The organism is Streptomyces sp. VNUA24 (assembly GCF_029167005.1).
GTDB classification, from domain to species: Bacteria; Actinomycetota; Actinomycetes; order Streptomycetales; family Streptomycetaceae; genus Streptomyces; species Streptomyces scabiei.
In genome coordinates this window covers 2,747,824-2,768,586 of the sequence record NZ_CP119143.1, presented here as the reverse complement: position 1 = coordinate 2,768,586, position 20,763 = coordinate 2,747,824, and the positions used below count along the sequence as shown (strand labels likewise).

The 20,763-nt window shown below is 73.9% G+C and carries 18 protein-coding genes and 1 pseudogene; 10 read left to right on the top strand and 9 right to left on the bottom strand.

Annotated features, from left to right (window positions below; all coding sequences use genetic code 11):
* Positions 1 to 987 (bottom strand): helix-turn-helix domain-containing protein, encoded by a 987-nt coding sequence (locus tag PYR72_RS11580; protein WP_275455248.1) that lies wholly within the window; start codon positions 985 to 987, stop codon positions 1 to 3.
* A gap of 81 nt (positions 988 to 1,068) precedes the next feature.
* On the opposite strand from PYR72_RS11580, the gene PYR72_RS11575 reads away from it, so the two are divergent.
* Positions 1,069 to 2,040 carry an NADP-dependent oxidoreductase gene (locus PYR72_RS11575; protein ID WP_275455247.1) on the top strand — a complete coding sequence of 324 codons (972 nt, stop codon included), beginning with the start codon at positions 1,069 to 1,071 and terminating at the stop codon, positions 2,038 to 2,040.
* Positions 2,041 to 2,696: 656 nt separating this feature from the next.
* Here PYR72_RS11575 and PYR72_RS11570 read toward each other — a convergent pair.
* Positions 2,697 to 3,512 (bottom strand): CDP-alcohol phosphatidyltransferase family protein, encoded by an 816-nt coding sequence (locus PYR72_RS11570; RefSeq protein WP_275455246.1) that lies wholly within the window; start codon positions 3,510 to 3,512, stop codon positions 2,697 to 2,699.
* Positions 3,513 to 3,618: 106 nt separating this feature from the next.
* On the opposite strand from PYR72_RS11570, the gene PYR72_RS11565 reads away from it, so the two are divergent.
* From PYR72_RS11565 to PYR72_RS11545, 5 genes and pseudogenes are all read left to right on the top strand, one after another.
* Complete coding sequence (locus tag PYR72_RS11565) at positions 3,619 to 4,599, top strand: zinc-binding alcohol dehydrogenase (RefSeq protein ID WP_275455245.1); 981 nt, start codon at positions 3,619 to 3,621, stop codon at positions 4,597 to 4,599.
* Between the two features lie 168 nt (positions 4,600 to 4,767).
* On the top strand, positions 4,768 to 5,166 hold the full coding sequence (locus PYR72_RS11560) for a 6-carboxytetrahydropterin synthase (RefSeq protein ID WP_005484824.1): 399 nt from the start codon (positions 4,768 to 4,770) through the stop codon (positions 5,164 to 5,166).
* Positions 5,163 to 6,404 carry a glycosyltransferase family 4 protein gene (locus PYR72_RS11555; RefSeq protein WP_275455244.1) on the top strand — a complete coding sequence of 414 codons (1,242 nt, stop codon included), beginning with the start codon at positions 5,163 to 5,165 and terminating at the stop codon, positions 6,402 to 6,404. The genes PYR72_RS11560 and PYR72_RS11555 overlap by 4 nt, the downstream gene beginning before the upstream one ends.
* Complete coding sequence (locus PYR72_RS11550; protein ID WP_275455243.1) at positions 6,401 to 7,366, top strand: class I SAM-dependent methyltransferase; 966 nt, start codon at positions 6,401 to 6,403, stop codon at positions 7,364 to 7,366. Before PYR72_RS11555 ends, PYR72_RS11550 begins: the two co-directional genes overlap by 4 nt.
* Positions 7,363 to 8,337 (top strand): annotated as a pseudogene (locus PYR72_RS11545) (lysylphosphatidylglycerol synthase transmembrane domain-containing protein); the annotation flags it as partial. The gene PYR72_RS11550 and the pseudogene PYR72_RS11545, both read left to right, overlap by 4 nt.
* A gap of 113 nt (positions 8,338 to 8,450) precedes the next feature.
* On the opposite strand, the gene PYR72_RS11540 reads toward PYR72_RS11545, so the two are convergent.
* A complete protein-coding gene (locus PYR72_RS11540; protein ID WP_343245522.1) occupies positions 8,451 to 9,245 on the bottom strand; it encodes a creatininase family protein in 795 nt (264 codons plus the stop codon).
* A 78-nt stretch (positions 9,246 to 9,323) separates the two neighbouring features.
* On the opposite strand from PYR72_RS11540, the gene ribA reads away from it, so the two are divergent.
* The 4 genes from ribA (at position 9,324) to PYR72_RS11520 (ending at position 13,511) form a co-directional block, all read left to right on the top strand.
* Positions 9,324 to 9,983, top strand: coding sequence for a GTP cyclohydrolase II (gene ribA / locus PYR72_RS11535; RefSeq protein WP_037722729.1), 660 nt, complete (start codon positions 9,324 to 9,326; stop codon positions 9,981 to 9,983).
* Between the two features lie 194 nt (positions 9,984 to 10,177).
* Positions 10,178 to 11,323: an FAD-binding oxidoreductase gene (locus tag PYR72_RS11530; RefSeq protein ID WP_059082183.1), complete on the top strand. Its 1,146-nt coding sequence runs from the start codon at positions 10,178 to 10,180 to the stop codon at positions 11,321 to 11,323.
* The gene (locus PYR72_RS11525) at positions 11,320 to 12,360 is read left to right on the top strand and encodes a saccharopine dehydrogenase (RefSeq protein WP_275455241.1); all 1,041 of its coding nucleotides are present in this window, start codon (positions 11,320 to 11,322) and stop codon (positions 12,358 to 12,360) included. The genes PYR72_RS11530 and PYR72_RS11525 overlap by 4 nt, the downstream gene beginning before the upstream one ends.
* Positions 12,361 to 12,368: 8 nt before the next feature.
* Positions 12,369 to 13,511 (top strand): saccharopine dehydrogenase family protein, encoded by a 1,143-nt coding sequence (locus tag PYR72_RS11520; protein ID WP_275455240.1) that lies wholly within the window; start codon positions 12,369 to 12,371, stop codon positions 13,509 to 13,511.
* Between the two features lie 42 nt (positions 13,512 to 13,553).
* Here the strand turns inward: PYR72_RS11520 and PYR72_RS11515 are convergent, their stop codons facing one another.
* The 6 genes from PYR72_RS11515 to PYR72_RS11490 form a co-directional block, all read right to left on the bottom strand.
* Complete coding sequence (locus PYR72_RS11515; RefSeq protein ID WP_275455239.1) at positions 13,554 to 14,780, bottom strand: serine hydrolase domain-containing protein; 1,227 nt, start codon at positions 14,778 to 14,780, stop codon at positions 13,554 to 13,556.
* Positions 14,781 to 14,805: 25 nt separating this feature from the next.
* Positions 14,806 to 16,251, bottom strand: a complete 1,446-nt coding sequence (locus tag PYR72_RS11510; protein ID WP_275455238.1) for an MFS transporter — start codon at positions 16,249 to 16,251, stop codon at positions 14,806 to 14,808.
* Entirely contained in the window at positions 16,248 to 16,826 is a 579-nt protein-coding gene (locus tag PYR72_RS11505) for a TetR/AcrR family transcriptional regulator (protein WP_275455237.1), read from the bottom strand. Before PYR72_RS11505 ends, PYR72_RS11510 begins: the two co-directional genes overlap by 4 nt.
* A gap of 90 nt (positions 16,827 to 16,916) precedes the next feature.
* Positions 16,917 to 17,516, bottom strand: coding sequence for a hypothetical protein (locus tag PYR72_RS11500; RefSeq protein ID WP_275455236.1), 600 nt, complete (start codon positions 17,514 to 17,516; stop codon positions 16,917 to 16,919).
* Between the two features lie 230 nt (positions 17,517 to 17,746).
* Positions 17,747 to 19,087, bottom strand: a complete 1,341-nt coding sequence (locus PYR72_RS11495) for an MFS transporter (RefSeq protein ID WP_275455235.1) — start codon at positions 19,085 to 19,087, stop codon at positions 17,747 to 17,749.
* A gap of 900 nt (positions 19,088 to 19,987) precedes the next feature.
* The gene (locus PYR72_RS11490) at positions 19,988 to 20,653 is read right to left on the bottom strand and encodes a TetR/AcrR family transcriptional regulator (protein ID WP_275455234.1); all 666 of its coding nucleotides are present in this window, start codon (positions 20,651 to 20,653) and stop codon (positions 19,988 to 19,990) included.
* Positions 20,654 to 20,763 lie beyond the last annotated feature (110 nt).

Sequence of the window (20,763 nt, the reverse complement as noted above, 5' to 3'; positions counted from 1 at the left end):
TCACCGGCCGGCCGCCGCGGGGACCTCCGCCCCCGCCCGGAACGTACGCCGGTAGGTCAGCGGCGACACCCCGATCGCCGCGTGCAGATGCTGGCGCAGCGAGGTGCCGGTGCCGAAGCCGACCCGGCCGGCGATCTCGTCGACCGGGAGGTCGGTGGACTCCAGGAGGTGGCGGGCGCGGGACACCCGCTGCTGGACGAGCCAGCGGCCGGGGCTCATGCCGACCTCGTCGCGGAAGCGGCGGGCGAAGGTGCGCAGGCTCATCCGGGCGTGCCGGGCGAGGTCGGCCAGCGTCAGCGGAGCGTCCAGGTGTTCGAGCGCCCACTGCCGGGTGGCGGCGGTGCCGCTGGCCGGGGCCTGGGGGACGGGCTGCTCGATGTACTGCGCCTGCCCGCCCTCCCGCCACGGCGGTACCACGCACCGGCGCGCGACCCGGTTGGCGACCTCGCTGCCGTGGTCCCGGCGCACGAGGTGCAGGCAGAGGTCGATGCCGGAGGCGGCGCCGGCGGAGGTGAGGACGTCGCCGTCGTCGACGAACAGCACGTCGGGGTCCAGGTCCACCTTCGGGAAGCGTTCCCGGAACGCCTCGGCCACCGCCCAGTGCGTGGTGGCGGGGCGGCCGTCCAGCAGCCCGGCCGTGGCGAGCACGAACGCGCCCGTGCAGATCGACACCAGCCGGGTGCCGGGCCGGATGCGGGCGAGCGCCGCCGCCACGGGCTCCGGCAGCTCCGGGGACAGCAGGCGCGCCGAGGCGGGCGAGAGCCCGAACGAGGCGACGATCACGGTGTCGGCCGTGTCCAGCACCTCGGGGCCGTGGTCCACGGCGATGGAGAAGTCGGCCGCCGAGCGCACCGGGCGCCCGTCCACGGTGCAGGTCAGCACCTCGTACAGGCCGTCGGTCGCGTCGAAGATCCGGCTCGGCACGCCGAGTTCGAAGGGGTAGACCCCGTCGAGAGCGAGGACCACCACACGGTGCGGGGATGTCATGCCACCAGTGTGGCACGATCCCATCGAATGATGGCAATCATGCCATTGTCGTGATCGCCGGCCCGTCGCAGGCTGGAGCGCATGACGGAAACCACCGAGAAGAACAGCGGCGCCGCCACCATGCGGGCCATGACCCAGGACACCTTCGGCGGCCCGGAGGTGCTGAGGCAGACCGACCTGCCGCGCCCCGCCCCGCGCATGAGCGAGATCCTCGTCCGGGTGCACGCGGCCGGCGTCAACCCCACCGACTGGAAGAACCGTGCCTTCGGGCTGTGGCGGCCGGAGCCCGTGTCCGTCCTCGGCTGGGACGTCTCGGGGGTCGTGGAGCAGGTCGGCCTCGGGGTCACCCTCTTCAAGCCGGGCGACGAGGTCTTCGGCATGCTGCCCTACCCGCACCTCGCGGGCGCCTACGCCCAGTACGCGGTGGCACCCGCCCGGTCCTTCGCGCACAAGCCGGCCGGCCTCGACCACGTCCGGGCCGGAGCCCTGCCGCTGGCCGCGCTCACCGCGTACCAGGCGCTCGTCGACACCGCGGACGTGCGGCCGGGGCAGCGCGTGCTGATCCACGCCGCCGCCGGGGGAGTGGGCCACCTGGCCGTACAGATCGCCAAGGCGCGCGGCGCGTACGTCATCGGCACCGCCGGCGCGGGCAAGCACGCACTGCTGCGCGAACTGGGGGCGGACGAGCTGATCGACTACCGGACCACGGACTTCACCCGGGCCGTCGCCGACGTCGACGTGGTCCTCGACACGCTCGGCGGCGACGTCCGCAGCCGTTCCCTGGAGGTCCTGCGCGAGGGCGGAGTCCTCGTCACGATCCTCCCGCACGGCTACGAGGAGGACCGCGAGCGGGCCGAGAAGCTGGGCGTACGGCTGGAGCCGATGCTCGTCGAGGCCGACCACGCCGGGATGCGGGCCATCGCCGCACTGGTGGAGGAGGGGCGGCTGCGCCCCCACATCGACGCGACCTTCCCGCTCGCCGAGGCCGCCGAGGCACACGCCCTCGGCGAGACCGGCCGCACCACAGGGAAGATCGTCCTCACGATCGGCTGAGCCCCCGCCACGCCGACGGTCCGCCGGGTCCCGGGTCCACCACGCCATGGGAGAGACGGGCCGACGTCCGCCGCGCCGCAGTCCGCCGGGCGAGGGCCGCGGGGCCGTGTTCTGCCGGGTCGGGGGCCTGTCGGGTTGGGGGTTCGCTGGGTCTCGGTCGGGCGGGGCGGCGTCCGCCGCGGCGCCGTCCGCCGGGGTGGGTCCCGCGGGGCGGCCTCCGTCGCGCCCAAGTCCGCCGGGCGAGGGCCGCCGGGCCGTGTTCCGCCGGGTCGGGGGCCTGTCGGGTTGGGGGTCCGCTGGGTCGCCGTCCGGCGGGGCAGCCTCCGTCGCGCCGCCGTCCGCCGGGGTGGGTCCCGCGGGGCGACCTCCGTCGCGCCGAAGTCCGCCGGGCGAGGGCCGCCGGGCCGTGTTCCGCCGGGTCGGGGGCGTGTCGGGTTGGGGGTCCGCTGGGTCGCGGTCGGGCGGGGCGGCCTGCGTCGCGCCGCCGTCCGCCGGGGTGGGCCCCGCGGGGCGGCCTCCGTCGCGCCGCAGTCCGCCGGGGTGGGTCCACGGGGTCAGGGTCCGGTGGGGCGGGAGGGTGCGGTTTCCTTCTGTGCGGGGCCGCTGAGCCGGGTCCCGTGTGGGAAGGGGCTCGCGGCGAGCCCGTCCGGCGGCGGTCAGCTGGTGACGAGTTCCGGGGTCCGGCGCCCGGAGGGGGCCGCCACGGCCACGGTCACCGTCTCGGAGGCGGTAGCCGTGGCCGGCCCCGTCCCGGCGGGGACCTCCCGGTTGCGGAACAGCCAGGCGATGTCCCGGCCGAACGACCAGAGCAGCGAGCCCAGGGCCAGCGCGACCAGGCCGAAGCCCGCCTCGTACGGGAGCAGACCGGAGGCGGCGACCAGCAGGAACACACCCTGGACCGCGGCGACCGTCTTGCGGGCCATGCTGTGGGGGAGGGAGTCGTTCAGCCACGGGGCGACCTTGGCGGCGGCGACGAAGACGTACCGCATCAGGCCGATCAGCAGCACCCAGGGGCCCATCGACATCGAGACGTACACGCTCAGCACCAGGATCAGGAAGGCGTCGACCTCCATGTCGAAGCGGGCGCCCAGCGCGGTCGAGGTGCCCGTGCGCCGGGCCACCTTGCCGTCGACGCCGTCGAGGATCAGCGCCACGGCGGTCAGGCCGACGAAGAGCGAGACGGGCGGCGAGCTCTGGAAGGAGTCGGCGACCAGCGCGGTCACGGCGCCGACGAGTATGGCCCGGCCGAGGGTGACACGGTTGGCGGGGCCGAAGGTGCGGGTCCGGGTGCGCAGCAGGGCGCGGTTGAGGACGGCCCAGGTGGCGAGCCCGAAGGCCAGCCCGGTCAGCCAGCCCGCCGGGCCCAGTCCGATCGCCGTGCCCAGGAAGGCGAGGAGCAGCACCTGGGCGCCCGCGCCCACCGTCGTCTCCGAGAGCAACAGCCGGCCGTCGTATGTGTTGATCAGGGCCACCGCATACCTTCCGAACGTGTGACAAGTGGATCATCGCCGCGTACCGTGTCCGCGACTCCCACCGCTGCGTACGTGGCGAACCGCTCGACCGTTCACGGAGACGCACATGAAACCGACAGCCCGAGCCTTCTGGCTACGCTCCCCCGGGCACGGCGAGATCCGCGAGGAGACCCTCGCCACCCCCGCTGACGAGGAGGTTCTCGTCCGCGCCCTCTACTCGGGGGTCAGCCGGGGCACCGAGACGCTCGTGTTCCGCGGCCAGGTGCCCGAGAACCAGTACGCGGCCATGCGCGCGCCCTTCCAGGACGGTGACTTCCCCGCCCCCGTGAAGTACGGGTACCTCAGCGTCGGTCGGGTGGAAGAGGGGCCGGACGCCCTGCTCGGCAGGACCGTCTTCTGTCTGTATCCGCACCAGAGCCACTACGTCGTTCCGGTGAGCGCCGTCACCGTGGTGCCGGAGTCGGTGCCCGCCGAACGGGCCGTCCTGGCCGGGACCGTGGAGACCGCGGTCAACGCCCTGTGGGACGCGGCGCCCCTGATCGGCGACCGGATCGCGGTCGTGGGCGGCGGCATGATCGGCTGCTCGGTCGCCGCGCTGCTCGCCCGCTACCCGGGCGTGCGGGTCCAGCTCGTCGACGCCGACCCCGCACGCGCCGACATCGCCCGCGCCCTCGGCGTCGACTTCGCGCTGCCCGCGGACGCGCTCGGCGACTGCGACCTCGTCGTGCACGCCAGCGCCAGCGAACAGGGGCTCGTCCGCTCCCTCGAACTCCTCGCAGCCGAGGGCACGGTCGTCGAACTGAGCTGGTACGGCGACCGCCGGATCGCCCTGCCGCTCGGCGAGGTCTTCCACTCGCGCCGGCTCACCGTCCGCAGCAGCCAGGTCGGCACGGTCTCTCCGGCCGGACGCCCCGGACGCAGTTACGCGGACCGGCTGGCGCTCGCCCTCGAACTCCTCGCCGACGCCCGCTTCGACGCGCTCGTCACCGGAGAGTGCGGCTTCGAGGAACTGCCCGACGTCCTGCCGAAGCTGGCGAGCGGAGAGCTGCCGGGCATGTGTCATCGTGTCCGCTACGAGGCCGAGTGAGCCCGAGGCCGACCGTTCCGGGTTGTCCCACCCGCCCCTGAACTGCCCGAACGGAACATCGACCTCCAAAGAAACAGCAAAACTCGGCTGAACAACGGGTAGGGAGCAGCCGTACTACACGGCATGCCCCGGCCCGGGGGCAGACGTACCGCACTGGAGGGTCGTCCGTTGTTCAGCATCACCGTCCGCGATCACATCATGATCGCCCACAGCTTCCGCGGGGAGGTCTTCGGACCCGCGCAGCGCCTGCACGGCGCCACCTTCCTCGTGGACGCCACCTTCCGGCGCGCCGAACTGGACGACGACAACATCGTCGTAGACATCGGGCTGGCCACGCAGGAGCTGGGTGCCGTGGTGAGCGAGTTGAACTACCGCAACCTCGACAACGAGCCCGCCTTCGCCCACACGAACACCTCGACGGAGTTCCTGGCGAAGGTGATCGCGGACCGTCTCGCGGAGCGCATCCACAAGGGGGCCCTCGGGGAGAACGCCAAGGGCATCGCGGGCATCACGGTCACCCTGCACGAGTCGCACATCGCCTGGGCGAGTTACGAGCGTGCCCTGTGACCGACGTGACCATCGACCGGGCGGTCGTCGGCACCGCCCAGGCATACGGCAGTGCTGTCCAGGCAGACGGGGGAGAGCAAGTGCGGCTCGGCTATGTGCCCGTGCAGAACGCGGTGCTGAAGAACGCGGCGATCGTCCCGATGTCGCTGCGTTCGATGCACTTCGTGATGCCGGGCGGCGTGGACGACCCGGCCCGCCCGAGCGGCGGCAACGCCTACGACCGCCGGATCTGCCTCGACCTGCCCGGCTTCGGCTGGCAGGTGCACAAGCACACCGTCGACGGCGACTGGCCGAGCCCGTCCGAGGCCGCCCGCGCCGAACTCGCCCGTACGCTGCGGGAACTGCCCGACGGCACGGTCGTCCTGCTGGACGGCCTCGTCGCCTGCGGGGTCCCCGAGATCGTCCTCCCCGAGGCCGAACGCCTGTGCCTGGCCGTGCTGGTGCATCTGCCGCTGGGCGACGAGACGGGCCTGGAGCCCGAGGTCGCCGCCGACCTCGACGCCAAGGAGCGGGCCACCCTGCGGGGCGTGTCCGCCGTGATCGCCACCAGCGAATGGGCCGTCCGCAGACTCGTGTCCCACCACGGGCTCGCCCCCGAGCGGGTCCATGTCGCCGCCCCGGGCGCCGACATCGCGCCCCTCGCCTCCGGCACCGACGGCGTCTCCCGGCTGCTGTGCGTGGCCGCGGTCACCCCGCGCAAGGGGCAGCACCGCCTGGTGGAGGCCCTCGCGACCGTCACCGAACTGCGCTGGAGCTGCGTCCTGGTGGGCAGCCTCGACCAGGAGCCCGAGTACGTCGACCACCTCCGCACGCTGATCGCGAAGTTCGGCCTGGAGGACCGCTTCCACCTGGCCGGACCGCAGGCGGGCGCGGAACTCGACGCCAGCTACGCCGCCGCCGACCTCATGGTCCTCACCTCCTACGCCGAGACCTACGGCATGGCGGTCACCGAGGCCCTCGCCCGGGGCATCCCCGTGCTCGCCTCGGACGTCGGCGGTCTCCCGGAGGCCGTCGGGCGCGCCCCCGACGGCGGTGTCCCCGGCATCCTCGTGCCGCCGGAGAACCCCGCGGCCATCGCGGCGGAGCTGCGCGGCTGGTTCGGCGAGGCCGACGTGCGGCGCCGGCTGAAGGCGGCCGCGCGCGGCCGCCGGGCCGCGCTGGACGGCTGGGCCACCACGGCCCGCAGCCTCGCCCACGTGCTGGGACGGCTGCGGCAGGAACCCCGGAGGGCGGCATGACCACCTCCGCCGACATGACCGCGTCCGCGGGCGGCCCCCTGTCCGGGGGGCCCGCCGCCCCGGCCGGCGCGCCCGCCGCCGGGACCGCGCTGAGCATGGCGGGGCGCGGCGGCGCCACCCCGGAGCCCGAGGACCACCAGTACGCGCCGCAGTGGCTGGAGCTGCGCGAGAGCGCCGACGCCGACGCCCGCGCGGCGGAGCTGCTGGACCCGCTGCGCATCCGCCTGGCGAACCTGCCCGGGCGGGCCACCGCGCTGACCGTCCACGACCTGGGCTGCGGCACCGGCTCGATGGGCCGCTGGCTCGCGCCCCGGCTCGACGGCGCCCAGCGGTGGGTGCTGCACGACCAGGACCCGAACCTGCTGCGGCTGGCCGTCGCACGGGCCCCCCGTGCGGCCGCCGACGGCAGCCCGGTCACGGTCACCACGCGGCGCGGCGACATCGGGCGGCTGACGGCCCAGGACCTGGCCGGTGCCTCGCTGGTCACCGCGTCCGCGCTCCTGGACGTCCTCACCCGCGAGGAGATCGAGGCGCTCGCCGCGGCCTGCACGGGCGCCGGGGTCCCCGCCCTGCTGACCCTGTCGGTCGTGGGCCGCGTGGACCTCGCTCCCGCCCACCCGATGGACGCCGAGATCGCCGAGGCGTTCAACGCCCACCAGCGCGCGAGCGACCTGCTCGGCCCGGACGCCATCACCACGGCCTGCGAGGCGTTCGCCCAGCTGGGCGCCACGGTCCGGGTGCACCCGAGCCCCTGGCAGCTCGACGCGCGCCACCCCGCCCTCGTCGAGGAGTGGCTGCGCGGCTGGGTCGGCGCCGCCTGCGAGCAGCGTCCCGAACTCACCGCGCGCGCCGACGCCTACCTGCGCGACCGCCTGGACGCGGTCGCGGCCGGCGACCTCCGGGTCGTCGTCCACCACAGCGACCTGCTGGCCCTGCCCCGGCCCGCGGGCGGGGTGTCATGACAGCGCCTGCGCAGGAGACGGTGGAGGCCCGCGTGTTCGCACCGGATGCCGGCCCGTGCGGGGCGGCCGCGCAGCCGGCCGCCGCCGCGGCGACCGTCTCCGGCCCCACCGTTCAGGAGGAGGCCGCGGCCCCGAAGGCCGGCGGCTCGGCGTTCCTCCGTGTCCTGCGCACCCACGGTGGCACCCTCGCCGGCACGGTCATCCTCGTCGTCGTGTTCTGGCGGATGGGGACGGGCGTCTTCGTGGACGGGCTGCGGCGGATCGACGGCGGGACGCTCGCGGCGGCCGTCGCGATCGGTGTGTTCACCACGGTGTGCAGCGCCTGGCGCTGGTGCGCGGTGACACGGGCGCTCGGGCTCGCCCTCCCGCTCGGCCCGGCCGTCGCGGACTACTACCGAGCGCTGTTCCTCAACGCGGCCCTGCCCGGCGGTGTCCTCGGCGACGTGCACCGCGCGGTGCGGCACGGCCGGGACTCCGGGGACATGGGCCGGGGCGTGCGCGCGGTGGTCATCGAGCGCACCGCGGGCCAGCTGGTGCTCGCGGTCGTGGGCGTAACGGTTTTGCTGGTGCTGCCCTCGCCGGTCCAGGAGCAGGCCCGCCACGTGGCGGGCCTGGCCGGGCTCGTGGCGCTGGGCGCCTTCGCGGTCCTCATGGTGGTCCGGGCGGTCCGCGGGCCGGGCACGCGCGACGGCCGGGGCGGCCGGGTCCGCGTCGCCCTGACCGAGGCGCGCGGCGCGCTGCTGAACCGCGGCAGCGGCCCCGCCGTGCTGCTCTCCTCGGTGGCGGTGCTGGCCGGGTACGTGGCGACGTTCCTGCTCGCCGCACGCGTCGCCGGGTCCGCCGCGACCCCGCCGGAGCTGCTGCCCCTGGCGCTGCTGGCCCTGATCGCCATGAGCCTACCGCTCAACGTCGGTGGCTGGGGCCCCCGCGAGGGCGTCACCGCCTGGTCCTTCGGCGCCGCGGGCCTCGGCGCCTCCCAGGGCCTGACCGTGGCCGTCGTCTACGGTGTGCTCAGCTTCGCGGCCGCCCTCCCGGGGGCCCTCGTACTCGTCGGACGCTGGTACGGCTCCCTGCGGGCCCGCCGTCAGCCGGCGGACGAGGCGGTCTCCGAGGACGTCCCGGGCGGAACCGTTCCCGAGTCCCAGGCGTCCGAGGTGACCAACGAGAAGTACGCACCGAAGGAATGGACGAACCCTGCCAGCAACTCCTTCCCCTTCGTGGCGGATGCCAGGGACGGACGGCCGATGACACCGGAATCGGTGTAGGCCGACATACCGAGGGAGAGGAGATGACGGCGGTCGTCGGCAAGGAAATCGGTGGTCTCGTGACCGGGCCGGACCAATTCGGGATGGCAATGCAGAAGTATGGAGGTCTCTATTTCTCCCGCATGCATATCACTGAGCAGCGAGGTCTGTACGCCCGCCCGTTCACGGGCGGCTTCCCAGTCCCCCATCGCCGGGAAAAGCGCCATTCGATGTCCTGCCGCGGTGGATTCCTGGACGACGTTGCCCAGGACATAATTCCCGCCGTGACCGTTCACCACCACCAGAGCCTCGACGCCCGAGCGGCGCAGGGACGCGGCGATGTCGCGGACCATCGCGTGCAGGGTCGTCGCGGAGATGCTGACGGTGCCGGGCCAGGCCGCGTGCTCGTGCGAACAGGCGATGGTCACCGGCGGCAGGAGGTGCACCGGATACGCGGCCGCTATCTCCCGGGATATGGCGCAGGCGACGAGCGTGTCGGTGGCCAGCGGCAGATACGGGCCGTGCTGCTCGTAGCTGCCCACGGGAAGCACCGCGACCTGCCGGCCGCCCACCCGTGCCCCCCGCTCCCGGACGTCCGCGGTGGTGTCCGTCGGAACCAGACTCGAACTGCTCATCTTTTCACGGCCTTTCGTCTCTAGCTGATGCTCCGTCATTTTCGCATGACGCCAGGGCTTACCAGATTGGAACAGATCATGACAGAAAATGTTGGTGTACTCGGCACCAATGCCCAGTCCTCCGGCGCCGTACGTGTGGTGAACGCCCCCCTGCCCACGACGTACGGCGACTTCGAGGCCGTAGGTTATCTCGACCAGGACCGCGGCGAGGAACAAGTGGCACTGGTGTACGGCGACATCAGCGACGGTGAGGGAATTCTCATACGTCTGCACTCGGAGTGCCTGACCGGTGACGCGTTCGGTTCCCAGCACTGCGAATGCGGTGAACAGCTCGACAGCGCCCTGCGGTCGATCGTCGCCGAGGGCCGCGGCGTCCTCGTCTACCTGCGCGGCCACGAGGGCCGCGGCATCGGCCTGCTCGCCAAGCTCCAGGCGATGAAGCTCCAGGCCGAGGGCCTGGACACCGTCGAGGCCAACCTCGCCCTCGGCCTGCCCGTCGACGCCCGCGACTACCGGGTGGCCGCCGAGATGCTGCACGACCTCGGCATACGGTCGGTCCGGCTGATGTCGAACAACCCGCGCAAGCGGGAGGCGCTGCTGCGCCACGGCATCACGGTCGCCGAGCAGGTGCCGCTGCTGATCACGCCGTGCGAGGACAACATCACCTACCTGCGCACCAAGCGGGAGCGGCTCGACCACTACCTGCCGCACCTGGACGCCGTGGTCCACTCCTCCTGAGCGCCGGGGTCCGCGCGGCGGCCGTCCCGGAGGTCGGCCCGAGGCTCCGACACCGGCCGCCGCGCCCGCCCGGACGCCCCGCGCACGGCGCTCCCGCACCACCGGTACCCGGGCGTTCCGCATGAACGTTCGCCCGTGGTGGAAGACCTGACTGGGTCGGGTCGTCCGGCCGGGGTCGGGCGAAGGGAGCGTTCGTGATCCGCAGCGCACGGGTCGTCGTCATCGGCGGAGGGGTCATCGGGACGAGCATCGCCCACCACCTGGCCGCCGCCGGAGTGGAGGACGTCGTCCTCGTCGAGCGCGACGAACTGGCCTCCGGATCGACCGCGAGGGCCGCGGGCGGGGTCCGCGCGCAGTTCTCCGACGAACTCAACATCCAGCTCGGCGCCCGCAGCCTGGAGGCGTTCGGCCGCTTCCGCCAGGAACTCGGCCACGACATCGGACTGCACCGGGTCGGCTACCTCTTCCTCCTGTCGACCCCCGGCGAGGTCGCCCAGTTCGAGGCGGGTGTCCGGCTCCAGAACGACCTCGGCGTGCCCAGCCGGATGCTCGACCCGGCCGAGGCCCGGCGGCTCTCCCCGCTGATCTCCACCGAGGGCCTGCTCGCCGCCGCGTTCTCGCCCGACGACGGACACTGCACGCCGGAGTCCGTGGTCCACGGCTACGCCGCCGGAGCGCGCCGCAACGGGGCGACCGTGCTGCGCAACTGCGAGGTCCTGGGCATCGAGACCTGGCGGGACACGATCACCGCCGTGGTCACGAGCAAGGGCCGCATCGTCACCGACACGGTCGTGTGCGCGGCCGGCGCCTGGTCCCGGTCGATCGGGGCCATGGTCGGCGTCGACCTCCCCGTGGAGCCCCTGCGCCGCCAGATCGCCGTCACGGAACCGGTCCCCGGCCTGCCGCCCGACCTCCCCATGACGATCGACTTCACCAGCAGCCTCTACTTCCACACCGAGGGCCCCGGCCTCCTCGTCGGCATGTCCGACCCCGACGAACGGCCCGGTTTCGCCACCGACACCCACGACCGCTGGATCCCCCGCCTGTACGAGGCCATGGAGCGCCGGGCGCCCGCCCTGCTCGACCTGCGCCGCACGGGCGGCTGGGCGGGCCTGTACGAGATCACCCCGGACCACAACGCCCTGATCGGCGAGGCCGGTTCGTGCTCGCGCTTCCTGTACGCGACCGGGTTCTCCGGCCACGGGTTCCTCCAGGGCCCGGCGGTCGGCGAGGTGGTCCGCGACCTGTACCTCGGACGCGTACCCTTCGTCGACATCAGCCCGCTGAGCGTCGACCGGTTCACGGCCGACACCCTGCGCCCGGAGGCCAACCTCGTATGACCGCTCTCCACTTGTGGCTCCGCCACGAGACCCGCACCACCGAACGCCGCACCCCGGTCGTGCCGTCCGACGCCCGGCTGCTCACCGCGAGCGGAGTACGGATCACCGTCGAGGAGTCCACCCGGCGGATCTTCCCCGTGGCGGAGTACGAAGAGGCCGGCTGCGAGGTCGCCGCCCCCGGCTCCTGGGTGTCCGCGCCGGCCGACGCGGTCATCGTGGGCCTCAAGGAACTCCCGGACGAGCCGGCCGAGCTGACGCATCGGCACATCTTCTTCGGGCACGCCTACAAGGGGCAGCCCGGCGCGGAGGCGCTGCTGCGCAGGTTCGCGGCCGGGGGCGGAGCGCTGCTCGACCTGGAGTACCTGGTGGACGAGCAGGGCCGCAGGCTGGCCGCCTTCGGCTTCTGGGCGGGCTATCTGGGCGCCGCGCTCGCCGTCCTGCACCACCGGGGAGCCCTGCGCGCGCCCCTCCGGCCCACCTCCAAGGAGGAGATGGAGGCCGAACTCCGGGCCTCGCAGGGCGACTTGACCGCCTTGGTGATCGGCGCGCTGGGCCGCAGCGGTCAGGGCGCCCGGGCGGCGCTGGGCGAGGCGGGCGTCGAGCCGACCTGCTGGGACCTGGCCGAGACCCGCGACCTGGACCGGCGGGCCCTGCTCGCCCACGACCTGATGGTCAACACGGTCCTGACGACGAGCCCGGTCCCGCCGTTCCTGACGGACAAGGACCTCGACGGCCCGGACCGCCGCCTGCGGACCCTCTCGGACGTCACCGTCGACGTCGGCTCACCCCTGAACGTGCTGCCGGTCTACGACACCACCACCGAGTGGGACCACCCCGTACGGCGGCTGCGCGAGCACCCTCCGCTCGACCTCATCGCCATCGACAACCTGCCCTCCCTGCTGCCCCGGGAGGCGAGCACCGACTTCTCGGCCGCGCTGCTGCCGCAGCTGTCGGCCTTCGGCACCGGCGGGGCGTGGGGCCGGTGTCTGGACCGATTCCGTCAGGTGAGCGCCGCACAGGGGCTCACGGAGAGGTAGGTGCCCCGATGACCGCCGAGGTGGTTCCCGCGAGCGGTACCGTCCACTGGGTCGGAGCCGGACTGTCCACGGGCAGCGGCCTGGCCGCGCTGTGCGACACCGCCGCCGCGGTACGGCTGTGGCACCGCAGCGAGGAGCGCGCCGGGCGGGCCCTGGCCGCGCTGGGCCTCACCGGCCGCGCCGAGCCCCGCGCGTACACCCTGCCGGCCCTCGCGGCCGAGCTGGCACCCGGCGACATCGTGGTCTCGATGCTCCCGGCCCCGGACCACGGACCCCTGCTCGGGGCGTGTGCCGGGGCGCGGGCCCACTTCGCCTGCTCCAGCTATGTCTCGGACGCCGTCCTGGAACAGGTCCCGGCGGCCCGCGCCGCCGGGGTCACCGTGCTCACCGAGGCCGGCCTGGACCCGGGCATCGACCACCTCTTCGCGCACAGCCTGATCGACCGGGCCACCCGCGCCATCGGGGCGGAGACGCCCGCCTCCTACACCCTGACCTCGTACTGCGGCGGTGTCCCGGCCGTACCCAACGACTTCAGGTACCGCTTCAGCTGGGCACCGGCCGGTGTGCTGAACGCGCTGCGCTCGCCCGCCCGTTACATCGAGGACGGCGCCGAGACCACGGCCGACCGCTCCTGGACGGCCACCCGCCCCCACGTCATCGACGGCGAGACCTTCGAGGCGTACCCCAACCGCGACAGCGTGCCCTTCGTCGCCCAGTACGGAATCCCGCCGGCCTGGAAACCGCGGACCTTCGTCCGGGGCACCCTCCGCCTCGACGGCTGGCTGACGGCCTGGGCCCCGGTCTTCGCCGAGCTGGAGGCGGGCGACGACCGGCGCATCGCCGCCCTGGCCGTCGAGCTGGCCGCCCGCCATCCGACCACCGACGCCGACCGCGACCGGGTGGTCCTCGCCGTCTCCCTCGACGTGCGGGCCGCGTCGGGCGCGCGCTGGTCCGGCCGCCACCTCCTCGACGCCGTCGGCACGCGGGAGGAGAGCGCGATGGCCCGCCTGGTGTCCCGCCCGCTCGCCCTCGGGGTGGGCCACATCCTGGACGGATCACTTCCGGCGGGCCTGAGCCGGGCCGCGGAGACGGGGGAACGGTCCCGCGCGTGGCTGGCCGAACTGGCCGCCGCCGGTGTGGAGTTCACCTAGCGACGTCGACGGGGCCGGGAGGTGCCGAGCGGCGGACCGGGCTCAGTGCGCCGCCTCGTGCACCAGCCTCCGCAACTCCGGATACACCGAGAACGACGACCGGCGCCGCACCTGCGTCATGAACTGCACCGTGAGGTCCCGCCGCGGGTCCACCCAGAAGATCGTCGTCGCGGCCCCGGTCCACCCGAACGTGCCCGCCGAGGACGGGTATTCGGTGGCGGCCGGGTCGACGACGACGGACACCCCCAGCCCGAAGCCGACACCCCTGTTGCCCGGCTGCCGGTGGAACGGACTGCCGTGGGTGTGGATGTCCACCCCTCCCGGCAACTGGTTGGCGGTCATCAGGTCGACGGACTCGGCGGACAGCAGCCGTACGCCGTCGAGTTCACCGCGCCGGCGCAGGAACTCGGCGAAGCGGTGGTAGTCCCGGGCGGTGGCGGCGAGACCGCCGCTTCCGGAGAGGAAGCGCGGCCGGCCGCCGCGCAGCGGCAGCCCCGGCACGGGCGCGATCGAGCCGTCCTCCTGCTCCCCGTACAACTCGGCCAGCCTGTCCGCCTGTTCGGGACCGACCTGGAAACCGGCGTCCGTCATGCCGAGCGGTCCGAGGATCCGTTCGGCGAAGAACGTGTCGAGGTCCTGTCCCGACACCACCTCGACGATCCGGCCGAGGACGTTGGTGGAGACGGAGTAGTTCCACTGCGAGCCCGGCTCGAACTGCAGCGGCAGGCGCGCGTACTCCGCGCACGTCTGCGCGAGGGTCGCGCCCGGCCGTACGGAGTTCTCCAGGCCCGCGTCGCGGTAGAGCGCGTCGACGGGGTGGTCGTAGTAGAAGCCGAACGTCAGGCCCGAGGTGTGGGTCATCAGATGGCGGACGAGGATCGGTCCCTCGGCGGGACGGGTCCGGACGTCGGCGCCCGACCCGGACTCGTACACGCGCGGCTCGGCGAACTCCGGGAGGTGACGGGAGACCGGGTCCGCGAGCGAGAGCTTCCCCTCCTCGATCAGTATCAGCGCCGCGACCGACGTGACGGGCTTGGTCATGGAGTAGACCCGCCACAGCGTGTCCGCCCCGACGGGGAGGCCCGCCTCGCGGTCGCGCTGCCCGTACGTCGTCAGATGGGCGACGCGACCGCCGCGCGCCAGGGACAGCAGATAGCCGGGCAGACGGCCCTCGTCGACCTGCCGGGCCAGATAGGTGTCCAGCCGGGCCAGGGTCTTCGGGTCGAGACCCGCCTCGCGCGGCTCGACCTCTCGGCGCAGTCGTTCCATGGTGGTTCTCCTCCGGTCGCCCGGGTCACGGCCCTCGTTCATCGCTCTTGCCCTCATCGTTCCGTACTGATCGCGTTCCATCCCTGGCGGGGCGGGCGGGTCGGGGCATTCGTACGGCGAGAGGTGCGCCGAGCGCGGCCACTCCGGCCAGGAGCAGCAGGGCGGAGCCCGTACCGAGCGGCATGAGCGAGGTCGCCGCCGCCACCCCCAGCGCGGGGCCGACGTTCAGCGCGGTCTGCTGCAGCCCGCCCGCCACCCCCGCCGACTCCGGCGGCGCCTGCCGGACCACGACGGCGGTCGCGGTGACCATCAGCGCGCCGAAACCGGCGCCCAGCAGCAGGAATCCCCCTCCGACCACCACCGTGGACGAGCCCGGGCCGAGCCGGGACAGCGACAGCACCCCGCAGGCCAGCAGCACCGAGCCCGCCAGGGCCGTGGGGCGGGCGCCCCACCGGCGCAGCGCGACGGCCGCCAGCGGCGTGCCGAGGACCATCGTCACGCCCCCGGGCAGCGCGACGAGGCTGGTGCGCAGCGGGTCCAGGCCGAGGACGTCCTGCAGGACGAAACTGCACACGAACAGCGCGCCGAGCATCGCCGCCGACGCGGCCACCAGCGCGCCGAGCGCCGCCCGCACGGGCGCCGAGCCGAGCACGGCGGGCGGCAGCAGCGGGTCGGGCGTCCGCCGTTCGCGCCGGACCAGGGCGAGGGCGGCCGCGGCCGCGATCAGAAGACCCAGCACACCGGTCACGGTCCACCCGTCCTCCGGCACCCCGGTCAGCGTGTGCACGAGCGCCGCCAGGGCCACCGCGAGCAGCGCGGCGCCGGGCAGGTCGAGCCCGGGGCCCGGGGCCCTCGTCGTGTCCGGCGCCCCCGGGGTACGTACCGTCAGCGCCAGCAGGCCCATGACCAGCGCCGGAACGACATTGAGGAAGAACACCGCCCGCCAGCCCAGCTGGGCGACCAGCACTCCGCCGACCAGCGGACCGGCGGCCACCGCCACACCGATCGCGCTGGTCCGCAGCGCGATGGGCATCCCCAGTCGGTCGGGGGGATACGCGGCCCGCAGCATCCCGAGCGTGGCGGGCTGCAGCAGTGCGCCGAAGACGCCCTGGACGACCCGCAGCCCGATCACCCAGCCCACACCGGGCGCGCACCCGATGGCGGCGGAGGCCGCGCCGAACCCCAGGACGCCCCAGCCGAAGACGCGCCGGTGTCCGAACCGGTCGCCCAGCCGCCCCGCGAACACCAACAGCCCCGCCACCGCGATCAGATAGCCGGTGCTGGTCCACTGCACCTCGGTGAGACCGGCGTCCAGGTCGCGGCGCAGCGTCGGCTGGGCGATGGTCAGGACGGTGCCGTCGAGGGCCACCAGCACGGCACCGATCACGCTGCTCGCGAGGGTGAGACGGCGGTGCGGCGCGGACGCCGGCGCGTCCGGTCCGGCGCCGGTCCGCGCGGTGGTCGCCGTCATCGGTCCTCGCTCCCCAGGTGCGCGTCCAGCGCGGTGCGCAGCAGGGGAGCGACGTCGTCGGCGCCCGTGGTGAGCTGCAGGCTGCCCCAGGTCCACAGCTGGGCGATGCCGTGAAGGTTCGCCAGCAGGGCCCCCGCGACCAGCCGGGCGTCGGCGCCCGGCCGGGCCCGTCCGACGAGGTCCACCAGCAGGGCGAAGATCGGCAGACTGGTGTCGCGCAACCCCAACCCGTCACTCTCCAGCAGGTCGTGACGGAACATCAGCTCGTGCATGCCGCGCCGGGTGAGCGCGAAGTCGAGGTACACGCGCGCCAGCGTGGCGATCTGCTCGCGCGGACTCGCCGTTCCCTCCCCGAGCGCGGCCGCCCCCCGGGCGGCGAGGTCCTCGAAGCCCCGGCGTGCGATGGCGGACAGCAGCTCCCGATGGGTGGGGAAGTAGCGGCGCGGCGCCCCGTGCGACACCCCCGCCCGCCGCGCGATCTCCCGCAGGGAGAGCGCCTGGACGCCCTCCGTCGTCACCAGCTCGACCCCGACCTCGACCAGCCGGGACCGCAGTCCCGTGTTCGGCTCGCTCATAGACACTGTCTACCATGGGAGGTAGACAGTGTCTACTGGCCCCCGGTGTCCGCCGGACGGCTCCCGGTGTCGGCTCGACGGCTCCCGCCGTCAGCTCGTGGGAGCGTCCGCCGAGGCGGTGCCCGCCTTCTCCAGGACGCAGAGGCGGCCTTCGTCGGGATCGCCGATGTAGGTCCACAGGACCGGGTCCTTCGACGTGCCCCGGGCCTCGTAGCGGGCCCAGATCCCGGACGGGGCGAACGTGAGGTGGACCGTCGAGACGGGCTCGCCCGTGTCGATGTCGTCCCCGGTCTCGTCGTGTTCCCAGCCGCCCTCGCCGGGGGCCGGGGCGGTGACCTCCTCGGCGCGGTCGTCGTCGTTGTCGTCGAAGTCGCCGCAGACCCCGTCCGACCCGAACGTCCCGTCCTGCCTGAGCGTCAGCCGCCCGCCCCGCTCGTCGACCCAGGTGCCGGTGATCTCGGCCCGGCTCAGCGCGAGGGGCTCCCCGTCGGGTACGGGGACCGACAGGCGGCTCACCACCAGCAGCAGGCCGAACGCGCCCGCCACGAGCAGCAGCGGCAGACCGCAGCCGACCACCCCCGCCAGCGGCACCAGCAGCGCGATCCTCCAGCGCCGCCGGCTCGTCTCGGCCGACGGCCATCCCTGCCACGGGGGAGGCGTGGCTCTGTACGGGTCCTCGGTGCGTTGCATTCCTGCCCCCGGTGACGGTGCCGCGCGGTCGCGACGGTGCGGCCATCATGCCCGCGACCTGCGAGGCTCCCGGGGCCGGGGCCGGGGCCGCGGCCGCTCCCGCGGGGCTTGGAGTCTGCGGCCCGGAGTCTGCGGCCCGGAGTCCGGAGCGCGCACGTGTCCCCGGACACCTCGGGGGTGTCCGGGGACGCGGGGCGCACTCCGGGCCGGTGCGCGAGCAGTCGCGGGGCTCAGGCCGCGACGCGCTCCCGGTCGTTCTTCGCGCGCGGGGCGCGGGCGCCGAGGAGGTCGGTCGGGATCCGGTGGGTCTCCCGGGCGGTGAGGGCGGCGACGACCGGCGGGACGCACAGGGCGGCGGTGAACAGGGCCACGGCGAACCAGTCGTCGCCGTCCGGGCCGGCGATCTGCGCGGCGAAGGTGACGGCGAACCCGGCGACCGCGAAGCCGATCTGGGTGCCGATGGCCATACCGGACAGCCGGACGCGGGTGGAGAACATCTCGCCGTAGAACGAGGGCCAGATGCCGTTGGCGGCGCTGTAGACGACGCCGAAGGTGACGATGCCGAGGACCAGGACCAGCGGGTAGGCGCCGGTGGAGACCGCCCACAGGTAGACGAACATCATCACCGCGCTGCCGCCCGCGCCGATCGCGAAGACCGGACGGCGGCCGATGCGGTCGGAGAGCGTGGCCCACAGCGGGATGGCGCCGAGCGCGACCAGGTTGGCGAGCGCGCCCACCCACAGCATGGAGGAACGGGACAGGCCGACCGACTCGCTCGTGCCGTACGCCAGCGCCCACACGGTGAAGATCGTGGAGACCGAGGCGACCAGCGCGCCCGCGACGACCCGCAGCACGTCCGCCCAGTGCTCCCGCAGCAGGATGGCCAGCGGCAGCTTCGCGACGCCCTCGGACTCGGTCTGCTGCGTGAAGGCCGGGGTCTCGTCCAGCGTGCGGCGGATGACGTAGCCGACGACGGCGACCGCGATGCTCAGCCAGAACGGGACGCGCCAGCCCCAGGACAGCAGCTGGTCCTCGGGGAGCGCCGCGATCGGGATGAAGACCAGCGTGGCGAGGAGCTGCCCGCCCTGGGTGCCGCTGAGGGTGAAGCTCGTGAAGAAGCCGCGCCGGTCCGAGGGTGCGTGTTCCAGCGTCATGGAGTTCGCGCTGGCCTGCTCGCCGGCCGCGGAGATGCCCTGCAGCACGCGGCAGAGCACCAGCAGGACCGGGGCGAGGGTGCCGACCTGGTCGCGGGTGGGCAGGCAGCCGATCAGGAAGGTCGACACGCCCATCAGGATCAGCGTGAAGACCATGATCTTCTTGCGGCCCAGCCGGTCGCCGAAGTGCCCGAGGACCAGCGCGCCGATCGGCCGGGCCGCGTACGCGACGCCGAACGTGGCCAGCGACAGGAGGGTCGCGGTGGCCGGGTCGGACTCGTCGAAGAAGACCGCCGGGAAGATCAGGGCGGCGGCGCTGCCGTAGATGAAGAAGTCGTAGTACTCCAGGGCGCTGCCGATCCAGGCGGCCGTGGCGGCCTTCCGGGGCTGGCCGGGCGGTGCGGCGGGGACGGACACGGCGTACTCCTTCGAGGGTTCTCCACCGTAGGCGGAGCGGGGCGGAGGAAGACAGGGGGTTCCGGCGGGGGAGAGGGGCCGGACCCCTGGGGGTGACGGGGCGGCCGCGCCGGGTGCGACCCGGCTAATTAACCCACTGGGTAGTTAGTAGCGGTGGCTACGGATGTTGCGCCGACGTTTCCCGGGTGTCAAGAGGCAGCACCGAAGGATCTTCCCCGGCGAGAGGCCCACACGGACCGGCACGCACCGGGCGCGGACCGGGCGCGGACCGGCGGGAGCCGGCGCGAAAGGGCCGCGCGTCCAGCCGTGAACCGGTCCGCGTCCGCCCGTGGCCCCGCCGCGCCGGGCCGTGAACCGGGGCCGCGTCCGAGGTTGGAGGCGGCCCGGGAAGCCCGGCGCCCCGGCCGTGAACCCGCCGCTCCCGGCGGGACCCGGCGCGACGGGCCGTCAATCCGCCGTGTCCGGCCCTGTGCCTGCCGCGTCCGTCTGTGACCCGGGGCTGTGCCTCGCCATGAGCCGCCGCGCTCGGCGGTAACCCGGCGCCCCGGCCGTGAACCCGCCGCGTCCGCCCTTGAACCCGCCGCCCCCGGGGAGAACCCGGCGGGAACCCGGCGCGGCGAGCCGCGCCGCCTCCGCACCCGCCCGCGAACCGGGCCGAGCCTGGCGGTGGACCCGGCGCGCGCCGGCTGGACCTCGGCGCGCCTGTCCGCGACCCCTGCCTCCGTGCCGCCCGCGAACCGGGCCCCACCCGGCCGCGATGCCGCCGCGCTTGGCGGTGAACTCGCCGCCCTCGACGGGACCCCGCCGTCCCCGACGGGCCGGAAGCCTGTCGGGGCCGGGTTGTCCCGGACAGGGTCGTCCCGAGCAGGGGCCCAGGTCGGCTGTGCCCAGAAGGCGGCCTCAGTCTGCCGCGCGGTCTGCTGTCAGGTAGGCGATCACCATGTCGCCGAGCATCGTGCGGTAGTGCTCGCGCCGGCCCGGATCGATCAGGTCGCGGCCGAAGAGGGCGCCGAAGGTGTGCCGGTTGGAGACGCGGAAGAAGCAGAAGGAGCTGATCATCGCGTGCAGGTCGACGGCGTCGACGTCGGCCGTGAACAGGCCCGATTCGCGGCCCGACGCCAGGATCCGGCGGATCACGTCCAGCGCGGGCGAGCCGATCCTGCCGAGCATCTCGGAGGAGGCGATGTGCTCGGCCTCGTGGATGTTCTCGATGCTCACCAGGCGGATGAAGTCGGGGTGCGCCTCATGGTGGTCGAACGTCACCTCGGCGAGCCGGCGGATGGCCGCGACCGGGTCCAGGTGCTCGACGTCCAGCTCCTGCTCCGCCTGCCGGATCACGGAGTACGCCCGCTCCAGCACGGCCGTGAACAACTGCTCCTTGCCGCCGAAGTAGTAGTAGATCATCCGCTTCGTGGTGCGGGTCCGGGCGGCGATCTCGTCGACCCGGGCGCCGGCGAACCCGGAACGGGCGAACTCCGCGGTCGCGATGTCGAGGATCTCGGCCCTGGTGCGGGCGGCGTCACGGATGCGCCCGTTCGGTCGTGCCGGTTCTTCGACGCTGGTCATCGCGTTCCTTCGGGCAAGGGGCCAGTGTCCGCGATTGTAGAAGCCGACGGCCCGCGGCCCGGCGCCGCGTTCCCGTGGTGCTTCCCGCTCCCGCCCCCCGCCCTCGCCCC